This is a genomic window from Afifella pfennigii DSM 17143 (assembly GCF_000688515.1).
Taxonomy (GTDB): domain Bacteria; phylum Pseudomonadota; class Alphaproteobacteria; order Rhizobiales; family Afifellaceae; genus Afifella; species Afifella pfennigii.
Genome location: NZ_JHZK01000016.1, coordinates 52,628 through 68,786, shown reverse-complemented (window position 1 = coordinate 68,786; position 16,159 = coordinate 52,628). Strand labels below are relative to the sequence as shown.

General features: G+C 66.2%; 15 protein-coding genes and 1 pseudogene. 6 read left to right on the top strand and 10 right to left on the bottom strand.

Going from position 1 to position 16,159, the window contains the following annotated elements; all coding sequences use genetic code 11:
• The first annotated feature begins 51 nt into the window (after positions 1-51).
• On the top strand, positions 52-1,254 hold the full coding sequence (locus Q331_RS21405; RefSeq protein WP_210164949.1) for a pyridoxal phosphate-dependent aminotransferase: 1,203 nt from the start codon (positions 52-54) through the stop codon (positions 1,252-1,254).
• 49 nt (positions 1,255-1,303) lie between these two features.
• Here Q331_RS21405 and Q331_RS23735 read toward each other — a convergent pair whose 3' ends face one another.
• Positions 1,304-1,456, bottom strand: a complete 153-nt coding sequence (locus Q331_RS23735; protein WP_156953336.1) for a hypothetical protein — start codon at positions 1,454-1,456, stop codon at positions 1,304-1,306.
• Between the two features lie 94 nt (positions 1,457-1,550).
• Positions 1,551-2,018: a hypothetical protein gene (locus Q331_RS0112205; RefSeq protein WP_026380911.1), complete on the bottom strand. Its 468-nt coding sequence runs from the start codon at positions 2,016-2,018 to the stop codon at positions 1,551-1,553.
• A 169-nt stretch (positions 2,019-2,187) separates the two neighbouring features.
• On the opposite strand from Q331_RS0112205, the gene Q331_RS0112200 reads away from it, so the two are divergent.
• A complete protein-coding gene (locus Q331_RS0112200) occupies positions 2,188-3,813 on the top strand; it encodes a long-chain-fatty-acid--CoA ligase (protein WP_026380910.1) in 1,626 nt (541 codons plus the stop codon).
• A gap of 16 nt (positions 3,814-3,829) precedes the next feature.
• Positions 3,830-4,654: a DUF1499 domain-containing protein gene (locus Q331_RS0112195; protein WP_026380909.1), complete on the top strand. Its 825-nt coding sequence runs from the start codon at positions 3,830-3,832 to the stop codon at positions 4,652-4,654.
• 158 nt (positions 4,655-4,812) lie between these two features.
• Here Q331_RS0112195 and Q331_RS21400 read toward each other — a convergent pair.
• From Q331_RS21400 to Q331_RS0112160, 7 genes and pseudogenes are all read right to left on the bottom strand, one after another.
• Positions 4,813-5,760, bottom strand: a pseudogene (locus tag Q331_RS21400) (dipeptide ABC transporter ATP-binding protein); the annotation flags it as partial.
• On the bottom strand, positions 5,757-6,731 hold the full coding sequence (locus Q331_RS0112185; protein WP_026380908.1) for an ABC transporter ATP-binding protein: 975 nt from the start codon (positions 6,729-6,731) through the stop codon (positions 5,757-5,759). The gene Q331_RS0112185 and the pseudogene Q331_RS21400, both read right to left, overlap by 4 nt.
• A 208-nt stretch (positions 6,732-6,939) precedes the next feature.
• Positions 6,940-7,572: a hypothetical protein gene (locus Q331_RS0112180; RefSeq protein ID WP_026380907.1), complete on the bottom strand. Its 633-nt coding sequence runs from the start codon at positions 7,570-7,572 to the stop codon at positions 6,940-6,942.
• Between the two features lie 15 nt (positions 7,573-7,587).
• Entirely contained in the window at positions 7,588-8,004 is a 417-nt protein-coding gene (locus tag Q331_RS0112175) for a hypothetical protein (RefSeq protein ID WP_026380906.1), read from the bottom strand.
• Positions 8,005-8,122: 118 nt separating this feature from the next.
• Positions 8,123-8,977, bottom strand: a complete 855-nt coding sequence (locus tag Q331_RS0112170) for an ABC transporter permease subunit (protein ID WP_051631115.1) — start codon at positions 8,975-8,977, stop codon at positions 8,123-8,125.
• A 97-nt stretch (positions 8,978-9,074) separates the two neighbouring features.
• Positions 9,075-10,082 carry an ABC transporter permease subunit gene (locus Q331_RS0112165; protein ID WP_026380904.1) on the bottom strand — a complete coding sequence of 336 codons (1,008 nt, stop codon included), beginning with the start codon at positions 10,080-10,082 and terminating at the stop codon, positions 9,075-9,077.
• A 173-nt stretch (positions 10,083-10,255) separates the two neighbouring features.
• Positions 10,256-11,860 carry an ABC transporter substrate-binding protein gene (locus Q331_RS0112160; protein ID WP_026380903.1) on the bottom strand — a complete coding sequence of 535 codons (1,605 nt, stop codon included), beginning with the start codon at positions 11,858-11,860 and terminating at the stop codon, positions 10,256-10,258.
• Positions 11,861-12,030: 170 nt separating this feature from the next.
• Here Q331_RS0112160 and Q331_RS0112155 point away from each other — a divergent pair, with 170 nt between their 5' ends.
• Entirely contained in the window at positions 12,031-12,774 is a 744-nt protein-coding gene (locus tag Q331_RS0112155) for a phosphatase PAP2 family protein (RefSeq protein ID WP_051631108.1), read from the top strand.
• A gap of 10 nt (positions 12,775-12,784) precedes the next feature.
• On the opposite strand, the gene Q331_RS21395 is transcribed toward Q331_RS0112155, so the two are convergent.
• Entirely contained in the window at positions 12,785-13,381 is a 597-nt protein-coding gene (locus Q331_RS21395) for an exopolysaccharide biosynthesis protein (RefSeq protein WP_034492009.1), read from the bottom strand.
• A gap of 431 nt (positions 13,382-13,812) precedes the next feature.
• Between Q331_RS21395 and Q331_RS0112145 the strand changes: the two genes are divergently transcribed.
• Together Q331_RS0112145 and Q331_RS0112140 are read left to right on the top strand one after the other, a co-directional pair.
• The gene (locus Q331_RS0112145; protein WP_026380901.1) at positions 13,813-14,973 is read left to right on the top strand and encodes a mandelate racemase/muconate lactonizing enzyme family protein; all 1,161 of its coding nucleotides are present in this window, start codon (positions 13,813-13,815) and stop codon (positions 14,971-14,973) included.
• Between the two features lie 38 nt (positions 14,974-15,011).
• Positions 15,012-16,151: a M24 family metallopeptidase gene (locus tag Q331_RS0112140; RefSeq protein WP_026380900.1), complete on the top strand. Its 1,140-nt coding sequence runs from the start codon at positions 15,012-15,014 to the stop codon at positions 16,149-16,151.
• The last annotated feature ends 8 nt before the right edge of the window (positions 16,152-16,159 follow it).

The following is a 16,159-nucleotide window of genomic DNA, read 5'->3' as shown; positions in this document are numbered from 1 at the left end:
GCGGCTCCGTCAAGCCGCGGCGGCCATCTATCGTGAGACAAAGGACAAACAATGTGGCGTGCACATGACGCAAGGCGGAAGCCGGCGAGCTCTGCCGCCGCTTCCGGCGGGGCCTCGCGGCGCAGCGCGGTGGAGCCCTTTCTCGCCATGGACGTTCTGGCCGCGGCGGCGAAGCTGGAGGCGGCGGGCCGCTCCATCGTGCATATGGAGGTCGGCCAGCCCGGCGCGCCGGCGCCCAAGGCGGTGCTGGAGGCGGCGCGCGCCGGCCTTCATGACGGCCGGCTCGGCTATACGGAGGCGCTCGGCATCGGCGCCCTGCGCCAGCGCATCGCCCGCCATTACGGCGAGGCCTATGGCGTCGATGTCGCACCGGAGCGCGTGGTGGTGACGACCGGCTCCTCCGCCGGCTTCAGCCTCGCCTTCCTCGGAGCCTTCGATGCCGGCGCGCGCATCGCCATGGCCGCGCCCGCCTATCCGGCCTATCGCAACATCCTCGCCGTCCTCGGTCTTGAGGCGGTGGAGATCCCGGTCGGGCCGGAGACGCGCTGGGTGCTGACGGCCGAGCATCTGCGCGCCGCGCACGCGCGCAGGCCGCTTGACGGCGTTCTCATCGCCAGCCCGGCCAATCCCACCGGCACGCTGACCCGGCCGGAAGATCTGCAGGCGCTGATCGAGACCGCGGCCGAGCTCGGCATCCGCTTCATCTCCGACGAGATCTATCACGGCCTCGTCTTCGAAGGCCGGGCGGAGACGGCGCTCGCCTTCTCCCAAGAGGCCTTTGTCATAAACTCCTTCTCCAAATATTACTGCATGACCGGCTGGCGCGTCGGCTGGATGGTGGTGCCGGAGGCGATGGTGCGTCCGCTGGAGCGCATCGCCCAGTCGCTCTATATCTCGGTGCCGGAACTTTCCCAGCGCGCCGCCCTCGCCGCCTTCGATTGCGGCGAGGAGCTGGAGGCGGTGAAGGAGGGCTATCGGCGCAACCGGGAGCTGATGCTTCAGCGCATGCCGGCAATGGGGCTTGAGGAGATTCCCCCCGTCGACGGGGCCTTCTACCTCTATGCCTCCGTGGCGCGCTTCACCAACGATTCCACCGCCTTCGCGGGGCGCATGCTGGAAGAGGCGGGCATCGCCGCGACGCCCGGCGCCGATTTCGACCGCGAGCGCGGGCACACGACGATGCGCTTCTCCTTCGCCGGGGCGCAGGAGGCGATTACCGAAGGTCTGGACAGGCTGCAGCGCTGGCTCGCTTAGAGCGCGTCACGCCTTGATGACACGCTTCTAAGGGCGGCCGGCGTCGCGCTCAGGTCTTCTTGCTGGGGCGGGCCGCCTTCAGGGCCGCGGCGGCCTTGACCGCCGGAATGCCGATCTGCTCGTAACGCTCACGCAGGCGCTCGCCGACGAGGCGGTCGTGGTGCTGCGATTGAAAGGGCGATTCTTTACGCTCGTGCGCCATGGTTCCATCCCGCGTAGTGCGGCTTCTTCCAACTCTGGAGAACTTTATTTAATAACCGCTTAACGGCTGCTTCAGGGCATGTCCCGCGGCCTAGTTACGCAGGCTTTCTGTCCTGGCCGGCATTGTCGTCGCCGGCATTGTCGTCCTCGCCCCGGTCCTCTTCGCCCGGCGCCAGGATTTCCTCATCGGCCTGCATCATCTCCAGAACGTCGATGGAGGCGCGGGCGAAGGCTTTCAGCTCCTCGCCGATGGCATCCTCGCCCTCGTAGGAAAAGCTGTTCGCCTCGCGGCCGACGAAGATGAGCAGGTCGCGATCCTCGTCCTTAAGGCGCACCATCGCCTTTTCGCGCACCTCGCCGTCGGCGCCGAAGCTTGGCAGGACGAAGAGCAGATCCCCGCCCGCCAGTTCGGCCGCCTGGCGGACGAGGTCGATCCACGTCGCCTCGTCGCCATCGGCCATGTCGAGCGCCATCTCAAACTCCAATTGCGGAAGCGAGAAACGCTCGGCGCGCTCGTCGCTGCCGCGACCAGCCTCGTTACCGGATGTCCGTTGCTCAGCCATGACGTTCCCCTAACGCTGAGATTGGGAAAGAGTTCGGCCGGATTGCGGCTTTTTCCGTCCTTATGGACAATTGGCGCCATGCTAGAAAGCGAATGTTGCCGACATGATGAAGGCGATCAACGCTCGGAAGGCGCCCGGAAGGCGCCCCGGCCGGCGCAAGGAGGAACGAATGCATGGCCTGATGCAGGATTGGCCCCTGAACTGTCACCGTATTCTTGACCACGCGGCGACCTATCACGGCGAGCGCGAGGTCGTCTCGCGCCTGGTGGAGGGCGGCATCGACCGCACCACCTATCGCGCCCTGCGCGAGCGCGCGCTGAAGGTCTCACAGCGTCTGCAGGGGGAAGGCATCCGCCGCGGCGACCGCGTGGCGACCCTGGCCTGGAACACGGCGCGCCATCTGGAGGTCTGGTACGGCATCCTCGGCATCGGCGCCGTCTGCCACACCGTCAATCCGCGCCTCTTCGCCGAGCAGCTCGTCTATATCGTCAACCACGCCGAGGATCGCATCCTCTTCACCGATATCAGCTTCGTGCCGCTGGTGGAGAAGCTGAAGGATTCCATGCCGAGCCTGAAGAAGGTGATCGTTTTGACCGATGCGGCGCATCTGCCGGAAGCCGAGATCGAGCTCATCGCCTACGAGGACTGGCTGGCTGAGGCCGATGGCGACTTCGCCTGGGAGAGCTTCGACGAGAACTGCGCCGCCGGCATGTGCTACACCTCCGGCACCACCGGGGTGCCGAAGGGCGTCGTCTATTCGCACCGCTCCAACGTCCTGCACGCCCTCGTCGCCAACCAGCCGGACATGCTGGGGCTCTCCAGCCGCGATCGGGTGATGCCGGTCGTGCCGATGTTCCACGCCAATTGCTGGTCGATTTGCTATGGCGCGCCGATGGCGGGCGCGGCGATGGTGATGCCCGGCCCGAAGATGGACGGCGCCTCCATCTACGAGCTTCTCGATTCTGAGAGGGTGACGGTGACGGCGGCGGTGCCGACGGTGTGGATGATGCTGCTGGCCTATCTTGAGGAGACCGGCGCCAGGCTGCCGCATCTTCAGCGCGTCGTCATCGGCGGTTCGGCCTGTCCGCGCGCCATGATCGAGACGTTCCAGCGGGAATACGAGGTGGAGGTCATCCATGCCTGGGGGATGACGGAGACGAGCCCCCTCGGCACGCTGTGCACGCTGAAGCCGGAATATGCCGGCCTCACCGGCGAGGAGCGGCTTAACATCCAGGAAAAGCAGGGCCATCCCCCCTTCACCGTGGAGATGAAGATCGCCGACGACATGGATGCCCCGCTTCCCTGGGACGGCAAGACCTTCGGGCGCCTCAAGGTGCGCGGGCCGGCCGTCGCGCGCGCCTATTTCAAGGGCGAGGGGGGCGCACTTCTCGACGAGGAAGGCTTCTTCGATACCGGCGACGTCGCCCATATCGACCGTTACGGCTATATGCAGATCACCGACCGCTCCAAGGACGTCATCAAGTCGGGCGGGGAATGGATTTCCTCCATCGAATTGGAGAACGTCGCCGTCGGCCATCCCGCCGTCGCCGAGGCGGCGGTGATCGGCGTCGCCGACGAGAAATGGGGCGAGCGGCCTCTCCTCGTCGTCGTCGCCAAGGCCGGCGCCGCGCTGACGAAGGAGGAGCTGCTTGACTTCATGGCCGGCAAGGTGGCCAAGTGGGCCGTTCCCGACGACGTGGCCTTCGTTGACGAAATTCCGCACACCGCCACCGGCAAGATCCAGAAGACGGCGCTGCGCGAGCGCTTTCGCGATCGCTCTGCGGCGAATGCCTGAGCTTGGGCCCTAGCCGATGGCGGCGCGCATTCCCCAGCACCGGTCGCGCTCGGCGCGTTGGGCGCGGCGCTTCGGCGTCGTGTCGCTGCCGGTGCTGGTGCTCGCCGGCCTCGGCCATCGCTTCGCCCTGGTGCCGGCCGAGGCGGTGGTGCCGGCCGTGGCGCTCGGCTACGCGCTGGCGCTGATTGCCCTGGCGCTGGCGGCCTTCGCGCTTTTGCGCATCTGGTCGACCGGCGATGAGGGCGCCGGCCAGGCTTTCGCCGGCTTCCTCTTCGCCGCCCCGGCGCTGGTCCTCTTCGCTATGGCGATGGTCGCCCTCTTCGCCTATCCGCAGCTCAACGACATCAGCACCGATCTGGAAGACCCGCCGCGCTTTTATACCTTCACCCATGCGCAGATGACGCCGGAAGAGATGCAGCTTCAGCTTGCCGGCTATCCCGGGTTGGCGGCGCGCTTTTATCCCCTGCCGACCGAGCGGGTCTTCTCCGCTGCCGAGCTGCTGGTGAAGGATCGCGGCTGGCGTATCGAGGAAAGCCTGACGCCGACAGCCGGCGAGGGGATCGGCTCCATCGAGGCGGTCGCCAAGACGCTGCTCTTCGCCTTTGCCGACGATGTGGTGATCCGCGTTGCCCCCACCATCGACGGCGCCATCGTCGACATGCGCTCCGCCTCGCGCATCGGCCGCCACGATTTCGGCCAGAACGCCCGCCGCATCAGGGAGTTTCTGCGCGATCTCGACGGCGTGTTGCAGGGCACCATCGAGCTGGAGGAACCCGCGTCGGAGGAAGAGGAGCCGGACACGTTCGGCCCCATCCCGCGTCCCGAGCCGCCGAGCAGCTGAGCGGCCTCGCCTGACGCGCTCTAAACCGGGCTGCCCGGCTCCGGCGCCCGCACGGCCGCGTCCGGCGCTTGTGGCGTCGTGCCGGCTCGCTCGCCGGAAAGCGCCGCGCCGGGCGGCGGCGGTTCGGCCGCATAATCGATCCAGCCCTCCTCGATGCCGTGGCAGGCGACGAGGGTCTGGCCGTGCAGCGTCAGCTCCGGGCGGATATCGCTGCATTTGTCGCGCGCATAGCGGCAGCGCGGATGGAAGGGGCAGCCCGAAGGCGGGTTGATCGGCGAGGGCAGCTCGCCTTCCAGCTTGATGTTCTGGCGCTTGCGGCGCGGATCGGCGACCGGCGTCGCCGACAAGAGCGCCACCGTATAGGGATGCTGCGGGCTCTCAAAGACCGCCTCCACCGGGGCGAACTCCACCGGCCGGCCGAGATACATCACCATCACCTCGTCGGCGACGAAGCGCACCACCGAAAGGTCGTGCGAGATGAAGATGTAGGTGAGGCCGAGCTCCTCCTGCAAATCGGCGAGGATGTTGAGGATTTGCGCCTGGATGGAGACGTCGAGCGCGGAGACCGGTTCGTCGAGGATGAGGATTTTGGGGTCCAGCATCAGCGCCCGGGCAATGGCGATGCGCTGGCGCTGGCCGCCGGAGAACATATGCGGATAGCGGCCGTAATGCTCCGGCCTGAGGCCGACCTTGATGAGCATGTCGAAGGCCTTCTCGCGCCGCTCGCGCGAGGGCATGTCGGTATTGATCTTCAGCGGCTCTTCCAGGATGGCGCCGATCTTCTGGCGCGGATTGAGCGAACCGTAAGGGTCCTGGAAGACGATCTGCACCGTCTTGCGCAATGCCTTCAAATCGGCATGTCCGGTCGCGCCCAGCTTCTTGCCGTCGATGACGAGCTCGCCCCCTGAGGGCGGCTCGATCATGGTGAGAAGCCGGGCGAGCGTGGACTTGCCGCAGCCCGATTCCCCGACGACGGCGAGCGTCGTGCCTTGCGTGACGCGGAAGCTCGCCTCCGACAGGGCGCGCACCGTCGCCGGCTCGGCGAAGAGGCCGCGGCGCACCTCGTAGAAGCGCGACAGGTTCCTGGCTTCGATGATGGTGCTCATGCCGCCTTCTCCTCGCGGTGCAGGGGATAGTGGCAGAGCGCCTCGCCGAGCTCTGGCGGCTGGCGTGGCGGCACCACCTTGCGGCAGGTCTCGTCGGCGAAGCGGCAGCGCGGATTGAAGAGGCATCCCTGCGGCCGGTCGCCCTGGCCCGGCACGACGCCGCTGATCGCCGGCAGCCGGTTGCCGCTCGCCCGGTCCGGCAGGGCGTCGAGAAGGGCGGCGGTATAGGGATGGTGCGGCGCCTCGAAGAGGCCGAAGACGTCCTGGCGCTCCACCTGCTGGCCGGCATATTGCACGACGACGCGCTGCGCCGTCTCCGCCACCACGCCCATATCGTGGGTGATCAGGATGAGCGCCATGTCGTGATCCTTCTGCAATTCAACCAGAAGGTCGAGGATCTGCGCCTGGATGGTCACGTCGAGCGCCGTCGTCGGCTCGTCGGCGATGAGGAGCTTCGGCCGGCAGGCGGTCGCCATGGCGATCATCACCCGCTGGCTCATGCCGCCCGAAAGCTGGTGGGGAAAGGCGGTGAGGCGGCGTTCCGGCTCCGGGATGCCGACCTGGCGCATCAGCTCCACGGCGCGCTCTTGCCGCCCCTTGCGGTCCAGATCGGTATGGGCGGCGAGCGCCTCCTTGATCTGGAAGCCGACGGTGAAGCAGGGATTGAGGCTCGACATCGGCTCCTGGAAGATCATCGCGACGTCGCCGCCGATGACCTCGCGCCGGGCGCGTGGCGACAGGCCGCGCAGATCCCTGCCGGCGAATTCCAGCCTATCGGCCGTCACCGTGGCGGTCGGCGGCAGGAGCCCCATCACGGCGAGCATCGCCACCGACTTGCCGGAGCCCGATTCCCCGACGATGGCGAGCCTTTCGCCGGCATCGACGTCGAAATCGACGCTGTCGACGGCAAGGAAGGCACCCGAAGCGGTCTCGAAGGAGACGGAGAGGTTTTCGATGTGCAGAAGGGGCATCAAGAGGCCAAGCGTTGAAAACGGAAGGGCTGCGAATTATTTTCCGCATATGGGGCAGGAACAGGACAAGCCCAGGCCGGCATTGCCGGAGACCGACGGTCCGAAGCCCGGCTACTAGGCATCGGCGAAGCACCTGCGGATTGGTCGGAAAGCGCGCAGTTTTCGACGATCGGCCTGTTCCAAACAAGATCGTGATAGTAGGATTGATTCATGTCCGGGCATCTTTCTCCTCGACCGAAGCCGCCGCCTCCTCCGAAGCCGATTTCGGGTCCGACGGGGCCGGCACCGAGCTACTAGAAGGCGGCACGCCGAGAGCCGCGAGCAACGCCCGTTCGGCGTCTTCTGCGAGCTGGACGGAATATTTCCTGAGTAAGATATAGTCTCGGTACATCGCCTCGCGGCGGGGTGCGTCGAGCGACCAGTAACGATCGCTGCGGAGGTCTTCTATCAAGGCGCTGATCGTTTCGATCTGACTGAAGAAAAGCACTACCGGATCGATAACGCCGATCGGCAGGATGTGGACATCTCGTGCCACGGAGGCCCAGACAAGGCTTCGGTTCTCCCGCGGCACGAACGGCGTGAACGGTTGCTCCTGGGTTGCCGCCTGCATCTGCCCAACGACTTTCGCGAGATGTGCGTCGAGGTCCGTGTCGAAATACCGGTGACGATAGCTGCGGATGTCCGCGAGGAGCGCCGACTGTACATCACGGACGCGTTCTGCCCTGCGCTCGGCTTCAAGTCGTCTTTCACGCCTGTTGCTGACGATCCAACTGACTATTGTGACAAGCGCCGAGATGAATGCTGCAACGATGGCGGGACCGATCAGGAGTTCGACTTCCATCGCTCTCCTGTTCCCTCAGCACTGGTGCGAATAGGTGAAGACCAGCCGGTCGGAGGCCATGCTGCCCGTCGGCTGGCACCTTTCATGCACCTCGTAGCTGCCGAAGAGCGTCACCTGCAGCTGGTCGGAGCGCACCGGGCCTTCGACCCAATAGACGAGCGGCTCGCCCGGACAGAAGCGCGAGAAGCGGCGGATGTTGCCCTCGTAGCGGTTGCCGACCTTGCGCCCGTCGAAGAGAAGCGTGCCGGGGCCAACGCCCGCCTGGCGCAGCGTGGCGCGCGGCCGCTCGTAGTAGAGCCAGCGCTGGTTGCCGCTGGCTTTCAGGCGCAGCAGCGAGCCGTTGTGGTCCCAGCAGCTGTCGGCAAGGCTCGGAGCCGTGCCGGCGGCCATCATCGCCGACGCTAGTATTGCCTTTAGAAAATACTTTATCATTGGCGCCTCTCCTTCTGTCCCCGAGAGAAGGTTAACGTAACGCCGTCGTGTAGCGAAGCGGCGGCGGCGCCGTTTCTTTTGTGTCGGCTGAAAAGACGTGGGCCATTACTGTCCTCCCTCAGCTCCGCTTCAGCTTCGGATCGAGCGCGTCGCGCAGCCCGTCGCCGACGAGGTTGATGGCGAGCACCGTGACGAGGATGGCAAGGCCGGGGAAGGTGACGACCCACCAGGCCCGCAAGATGAACTCGCGCGCCTCCGCCAGCATGGTGCCCCATTCCGGCGTCGGCGGCTGCGCCCCCATCCCCAGGAAGCCGAGCGCGGCCGCGTCGAGGATGGCGGTGGAGAAGGAGAGCGTCGCCTGCACGATGAGCGGGGCGAGGCAGTTGGGCAGGATGGTCTTGACCATCAGACGCACGGGCCCGGCCCCGGCGACGCGCGCGGAGACCACATAGTCTTTGGATTTCTCGCTGAGCACGGAGGCCCGTGTCAGGCGCACGAAATGCGGCTGCAGGACGAGGGCAATCGCGATCATCGCATTGACGAGGCCGGGGCCGAGGATGGCGACGAGGACGAGGGCGAGTAGCAGCGAGGGAAAGGCGAGGATGACGTCCATCACCCGCATGATGACGATATCGACCCAGCCGCGGAAGAAGCCGGCGATGAGGCCGATGAGGATGCCGCCGGTCAGCGCCACGGAGACGACGATGACGCCGATGAACAGCGAAAAGCGCGAGCCGTAGATGAGGCGCGAGAGCATGTCCCGGCCGACCGCGTCGGTGCCGAGGATATAGGCCGCATTGCCGCCCTCCTGCCAGAAGGGCGGCAGAAGCAGCGCGTCGCGGTTCTGGATGGTGGGGCTGTGCGGGGCCAAGAGCGGCGCGAAGAGGGCGACGAGGACGAGCGCGACGAAGACGACGAGGCCGATGACGGCGCCCTTGTTCTCGGAGAAATAGAACCAGAATTCCGCCAGCATGGCGCGTCTGGCGCTCCAGCCGGATTTGAGCGCCCGCTTCTTGGCCGCTTCCGCGTCGTCGATGACGTTGAGTTCTTCGGTATGGACCATCGTCGCCTCAATTGTGCCGGATGCGCGGATTGATGAGGCCGTAGAGGAGGTCGACGATGAGGTTGACCACCATGACGAGCCCGGCAATCAAGAGCAGGCCTCCCTGCACGACCGGGTAATCGCGCTTGAAGACCGAATCCACCATCCACTTGCCGACCCCCGGCCAGGAGAAGATCGTCTCCGTCAGGATGGCGCCGGCCAGAAGCACGCCCACCTGCAGGCCGATGACGGTGATGACCGGGATGAGCGCGTTTCTGAGCGCGTGCAGGCCGACGACGCGCAGGGGCGGCAGGCCCTTGGCGCGGGCGGTGCGCACGTAATCCTCGCCGAGCACCTCCAGCATCGCCGAACGCGTCTGGCGGGCGATGACGGCGAGCGGGATGGTGCCGAGCACGATCGCTGGCAGGATGAGATGGCTGACCGCCGACTTGAAGGCGCCCTCCTGCCCGGAAAGCAGGGAATCGATGAGCATGAAGCCGGTCGGCTGCGGGAAATAGTAGAGCAGCGAGATGCGCCCTGAGACCGGTGTCCAGCCTAAAATGCCGGAGAACAGGATGATGAGCAGCAGGCCCCACCAGAAGATCGGCATGGAATAGCCCACCAGCGCCGTGCCCATGATCGTCTGGTCGAACCAGGAGCCCCGCTTGACCGCCGCGAAGACGCCGGCCGGGATGCCGAGCGCGGCGGCAAAGACGATGGCGCAGAAGGAGAGTTCCAGCGTCGCCGGGAACAGCGTCATGAACTCCGACAGCACCGGCCGCTTGGTGACGATGGAGGTGCCGAGGTCGCCCTGCAGGATGCCCCACAGATAATCGCCATACTGCACCAGGAGCGGCCGGTCGTAGCCGTAGACCTGTTGCAATTCGGCGTAGCGCTCGGCGGTCATGCCGCGTTCGCCTGCCAGAAGCAGGATCGGATCGCCTGGCAGAAGCCGGATGAAGGCGAAGGCCACGATGGAGACCCCGATGAAGGTCGGGATCAAGAGGCTGATGCGCTGCAGGACGAAGCGGAACATCGTCAGCCCCGCCGTGTCTTGTGCGGCCGTGCCTTCGATGCCGGCCGGCGGAGGTCAGGAATGCTGTGTGTCATGTGCTTGCCGTGGCAGGGCTGACGTGGCGGGGCGCAAAGGGTGCGGCCCGCAAATGCACGGAGGGCGGCACTAGGCCGCCCTCCGCTCGCTTTCTACGCTTACTCTTCGATATCGACGCCGTCAAACCAATGGCCGCCGAGCGGGTCCATGACATAGCCGGTCACGTTCTGGCGCATCGGCATGAAGACGACCGAATGGGCGATCGTCGCCCAGGGCGCCTGCTCCTTGAAGACGGCCTGCGCCTCCTCGTAGAGCGGGGCGCGCTCTTCCTGGCTGCCCTTGGTCTTGGCTTCCTGGATCAGCTCCTCGAACGGCTCGTGGCACCATTGCGCGCGGTTGGAGCCGCCGACGCCGTCGCAGCCCAAAAGCACGGCGAGGAAGTTGTCCGGATCGCCATTATCGCCCGTCCAGCCGAGCAGGACGGCGCCGTCGCGGTCCTCCGCCTTGGAGCGCTCCAGATACTCGCCCCATTCGTAGGAGACGATCTCGGCAGTAACGCCGACCTTCTCGAAGTCCGACTGGATGAGCTCGGCCATGCGGCGCGCATTCGGGTTGTAGGGCCGCTGCACGGGCATCGCCCAGATCTTCATGGAAAGGTCGGTGACGCCTTCCTCCTCCAGCATCGCCTTGGCCGCGTCCGGATCGTAGGGGTCGTCCTCGATGGCCTCGTTATAGGACCACATGGTCGGCGGGATCGGGTTCTTCGCCGCCTGGCCGGCCCCCTGGAAGACGGCGTCCAGGATGGCCTGCTTGTTGATGGCCATGTTGAGCGCCTTGCGGACCTTGGCGTTGTCGAAGGGCGCCACCTTGGTGTTGTAGGCGAGGTAGCCCACGTTGAGGCCTTCCTGCTCCATCACGTTGATGTCGGGATTTTCCTTCAGGCTCTCAACGTCCGCCGGGTTGGGATAGGGCATCACCTGGCATTCGTTGGCCAGGAGCTTCTGCTGGCGCACCGCGTTGTCGGTGGTGATGGCGAAGACCAGATCGTCGATTGGCTGCTTGCCGTTCCAGTAATCGGCGAAGGCCCGGTAGCGGATCACCGCGTCGGGCTGATAGGCGACGAACTGGAACGGGCCGGTGCCGATCGGCTGCTGGTTGAGCTGCGCCTGCTGGCCGGCATCTTGCAGCTGGTCGGCGTATTCCTTGGAGAAGATGGAGGCGAAATCCATCGCCAGATTGGCGATGAAGGGGGCTTCCGGCCGGGTCAGCGTGAACTTCACCGTCAAATCGTCGACCTTCTCGATGGATTCGACGAGGTCCGGCATCGACATGCCGTTGAAATACTCCCAGCTCGCCCCCTCCACGTAGGAATGGTAGGGATTGTCCTCCCTCAGCTGGCGCTCGAACGAGAAGATCACGTCGTCGGCGTTGAATTCGCGGCTCGGCGTGAAGAAGTCGGTGGTGTGGAATTTCACCCCCGGACGCAGATTGAAGGTGTATTCCAGCCCGTCATCGGAGACCTCCCAGCTTTCGGCCAGCCCCGGAATGACATCCGTGGTGCCGCGCTTGAACTCCACCAGCCGGTTGTAGACCGGCTTCGACGAGGCGTCGAAGGTCGTGCCGGCCGTGTAGAGCGCCGGGTCGAAGCCTTCCGGCGAGCCTTCCGAGCAATAGACCAGCGTCTTGGCCGAAGCCGCGCCGGCCATCATCGCGGCCATGCTGACGCCAAGCGCCAGCGTCCGGATTGTGGTTTTGCAGATCATGCGTGCTCCTTACGAGGGAACTTGAGCGACCGGGCACCGTGCCCCGTCTGCTGGCGTGTAGGTAACGACGGAATGAAAGGGGAAATCAACTGCGACGTCGCGTAAGCTTTGGAGCTACTGACGAGGAGACATGGCTGGAGCTGCCGCGCCATGGCGCCTAGGTAGAGGGCATGACTTTGTCCGAACGCATTTCCTCTCTCACCGCGTCCACGGCGGCGCAGCTGCGCGAGCGCTGGGCCGGGCGCGAGCTTGCCATCCTGGTGCTGACGGCGCTGAGCGCCGGCGGCGTCTGGCTGTTCATCGCGTTGGCCGACGAGGTTCTGGAAGGCGATACGCGCGCCTTCGACCGCTTCCTGCTTCTGGCCATGCGCAATCCCGCCGACATGGCCGATCCGATAGGTCCGCTCTGGTTCGAGGCGATGGTGCGCGACGTCACCAGCCTCGGCTCCACCTTCGCCCTGACCCTCATCACCCTCATCGTCGCCGGCTGGCTCTTGCTCACCCGCCGGCCGCATGCCGCGCTTCTCCTGGCCGTTTCGGTCGGAGGCGGCACGGCGCTGGTCAACGGGCTGAAATTCCTCTTCGCCCGTCCGCGGCCGGATCTGGTGGCCCATGGCGCCGATGTCTTCACCCTCAGCTTCCCCAGCGGCCATGCCAGCCTCTCGGCCGTCGTCTATCTGACCCTCGGCGCCCTGGTGATGCGCTTCAACACCGGCCGGGCGCTGAAGATCTACGCCATGTCGGTCGCTATCCTCCTGGCCGTGATGATTGGCCTGTCGCGCATCTATCTCGGCTTGCACTGGCCGACGGACGTTCTCGCCGGCTGGGCGATCGGCGCCTCCTGGGCGGCGTTTATCTGGACGGTGGCGCTGCTCTTGCAGCGCAGCGGCAGGGTGGAGGAGCGGCTGCCTTGAGGAAGGAGCCTCAGATGCCGCCCGGCAAGAGATAGCTGGCGCTGAAGCCGAGGGCGAGGCCGGCGAGGCCGACCGCCGCGACCATCAGCGCGCCGTCGCGCACCATCACCGCCACGCCGATCGCCGCGATCGCCAGCATCGGCGCGCTGCTGGCGAAGGGGATGAGCTCCAGCGGCGGCACGGTCGCCGCCAGAAGGATGCACACCGCCGCGGCAAGGCGCACGAAGGGCGCGGAGGTGAGCGCCGTCAGCCTGCCGTGGAACCAGCGATCGAAGCGCCTTGCCGGCTTTTCCATCCTATCGAGGATGCCGGTCACCCGCTCCCCGCCGATACGTCGGCGGGAAACGAAGGTGGGGAGCCAAAGATGCTTGCGCCCGACGAGCATCTGCGCCGCGAAGACGACGATGAAGGCCGCGAGCGCCGTCGGCACGCCGGGAATGGCGCCGATGGGGGTGAGCTCGACGAGCGACGGGATGATGAGGAAGGGCCCGTAACTGCGTGCCCCGACCGCATCGGCGAGATCGCCGAGCGTCACGCAGCCCCGGTTCTGCGCCCGCTGATGCAGCCGCTGAAGGATATCGGAGACGCTGTGCGGATCGTCGGGCATGCGCGCGCCCTGAACGGGTTGAGGATGCCGGTCCCTGAGGACCGGAACGAGGCTGCGCCGCGGCGCCGGCCCGTGCCGCGGGAGCGGGCGCGAGCCGGCCTTGCAGGTCGGTTCGCCCGCAAAGCCCTGGCGGATCGGCGCGAGACCGTATCGCTCATATAGGTGCCGGCAACCGGCGCGAAAGGCCATGCGGAGGGCGAGGGGGCGGATCGGGCAACGGCCGGCGGGCTTGGGCCGTGCGGCCGGCAGCGGGGCCGGCATCGGGGCCGACTTCCGATCCTCTTCGCGCTCCAGGCGGCAAGGCTCGCTCGCAAGTCGGGTCTCCGCACCGGCTTGACAATCGATATCATCGCGATCACACAATGTGATCACATTTTATCGTCTTTCGGCGTGTCGTCTCGCGGCGTTGCGCCAGCCAGGAGGAGCGTTCCGTGCCTGCCATTGCCCGCGTCGAGACCTTGATTGTACAGATACCCACCCGCCGCGAGCATAAGTGGACCGGCCTGACGGAGCCCATCGGCCGTTACGTCATGGTCAAGATGACCGACGACGAGGGCCGCGTCGGCTGGGGCGAGGCGCCGGCGCTGAAGGATTGGGGCGGCGAGTTCGGCCGTTACTTCGGCGAATCCGCGCTGATTGCCCGCGCCGTCATTGAGAATTATCTCGCCCCGGTGATCGCCGGCCTGGAGCTCGGCAACGCCGCCGGTCTGCATCAGCGCATGGACGCCATCGTCAAGGGCTATCCCTACGCCAAGGCGGCGGTGGAATTCGCCTATTACGATCTGACCGGCCGCTGGCTCGACGTCCCCGTCCACACTCTGCTTGGCGGGCGCGTGCGCGAGCGGGTCCCCGTCACCCATTCCATCGGCCTCGTCTCGGTGGAGGATGCCGAGCGCGAGGCGGCGAAGGTCGCCTCGGAGGGCATCAGGACGATCAAGATCAAGGTCGGCGTCGATCCGGCCCGCGACGTGGAGGTGGTCTCGCGCGTGCGCGCCGCCGTCGGCGAGGATGTGGAGCTGTGCGTCGACGCCAATGAGGGCTATGCCTCGCCGGGCGAGGCGATCCAGACGTATCGCAAGATCGAGCGCTTCGGCATCAAGTACTTCGAGCAGCCCTGCATGGGCATTGAGCGCATCGCCGCCGTCGCGCGCGCCATCGACGCGCCGGTCATGGCCGACGAATCCGCCTGGAACGCCCATGACGTGGTGCAGATTATCGAGCAGAAGGCGGCGCAGATCGTCTCCATCTACACCACCAAGCCGGGCGGCCTTTACAAGGCGATGGAGAAGGCGGCCGTCTGCCGTGCCGCCGGCATTTTGTGCAACGTCAACGGCTCGGTGGAGCTGGGCGTCGGCAATCTGGCGAATATCCAGCTCGCCGCTGCCGCGCCGCCCGTCACGCTCTCCTGCGTCGTGCCCGTCTCCACGCCCGCCGAGGCTCTGAACGGCCAGATCGGCGGCATCTACTACAAGGACGACCTCCTCGCCGAGCCGATGCGGCTCGTCGACGGCGCCATTCTCGTGCCGGACGGTCCCGGCATGGGCATCGAGGTCGATGAGGCCAAGATCGAAGCTTATCGGGTCAAGGACTGAACGATGCCGCTGCGGCCGGCAGGTGAAAGGAAATAGGGATGCGCCAGGCGATCGTTGAGCGGCAGGCCAAGGCGATGAAGGAGCATGGCCTTGACGCCATCGTCTCCTCCTCGCCGGAGAATTTCGCCTATCTGACGGGCTTCGTCGTGCCCTCCCAATCGCTCATCCGCCATCGCCACGCCATGGCGATCCTGACGGCGGATGGGAAGCTGGCGCTGTTCGGCGTCGATATGGAGGCGAGCACCATCCGCCGCGCGGCGGGCGAGGAGGTTCCCTTCCGCATCTGGCGCGAGTTCAGCGACGATCCGATGGCGATCCTCGCCGACCAGCTGCGCGAGCTGGGGCTTGAGCGGGCGCGTCTCGGCATGGAGATGGACTATCTGCCTGCCGGCGATTTCGCCCGCCTCCAGAAAGCCCTGCCGCAGGCGGATTTCGCCCCGGCCGAGCAGATCCTCAATCGCCTGCGTCAGATCAAGATACCGCAGGAGCAGGACCTGCTTCGCAACCTGTCGCGCATCGCCGACGAAGCCATCGCCAAGGCCTATGCCGCGGTCAAGGCGGGCGACAGCGAGATGGATATCGCCGGGCATCTGACACGCGGCGTCTACGAGCTTGGCGCCGAGCATTTCAAGCTTCTCATCGTGGCGACCGGCGAGCGCAGCCAATTGCCCAATGTCGGGCCCTCGGCCCGCCGCCTTGCCGCCGGCGATGTCTGCCGCGTGGAGATTTTCGCCGTTGCTGGCGGCTACCAGGCCGGTGTGTGCCGCACCGCCGTGGTGGAGCGCGCGCCTGAGATGGCGGAGGAGATCTGGCAGCATCTCGTCGATTGCAAGTACCGGATCATGGAGATGGTGAAGCCGGGGGCGAGCTGCCGCGCCATCTACGACGCCTTCATCGCCAAGCTTAAGGAGAAGGGGCTGCCGGCCATCTCCTTCGTCGGCCACGGCATCGGCCTGCATCTGCACGAGGACCCCTATCTGGGCGAGACGCCGATCCTCGGCCGCCCAGGCGAGGACGCGATGATCGAGGAGGGCATGGTGCTCGGCTTTGAGCCGCTCTGCTACCAGACCGGCTACGGCTACGGCATGCAGAACAAGGACATGCTTCTGGTCACCGCCGATGGCTGCGAGCTTCTGTCCGACCACACCGATACCGACAAGCTCGTCCTGGTGAGCTGAGGAGCCTT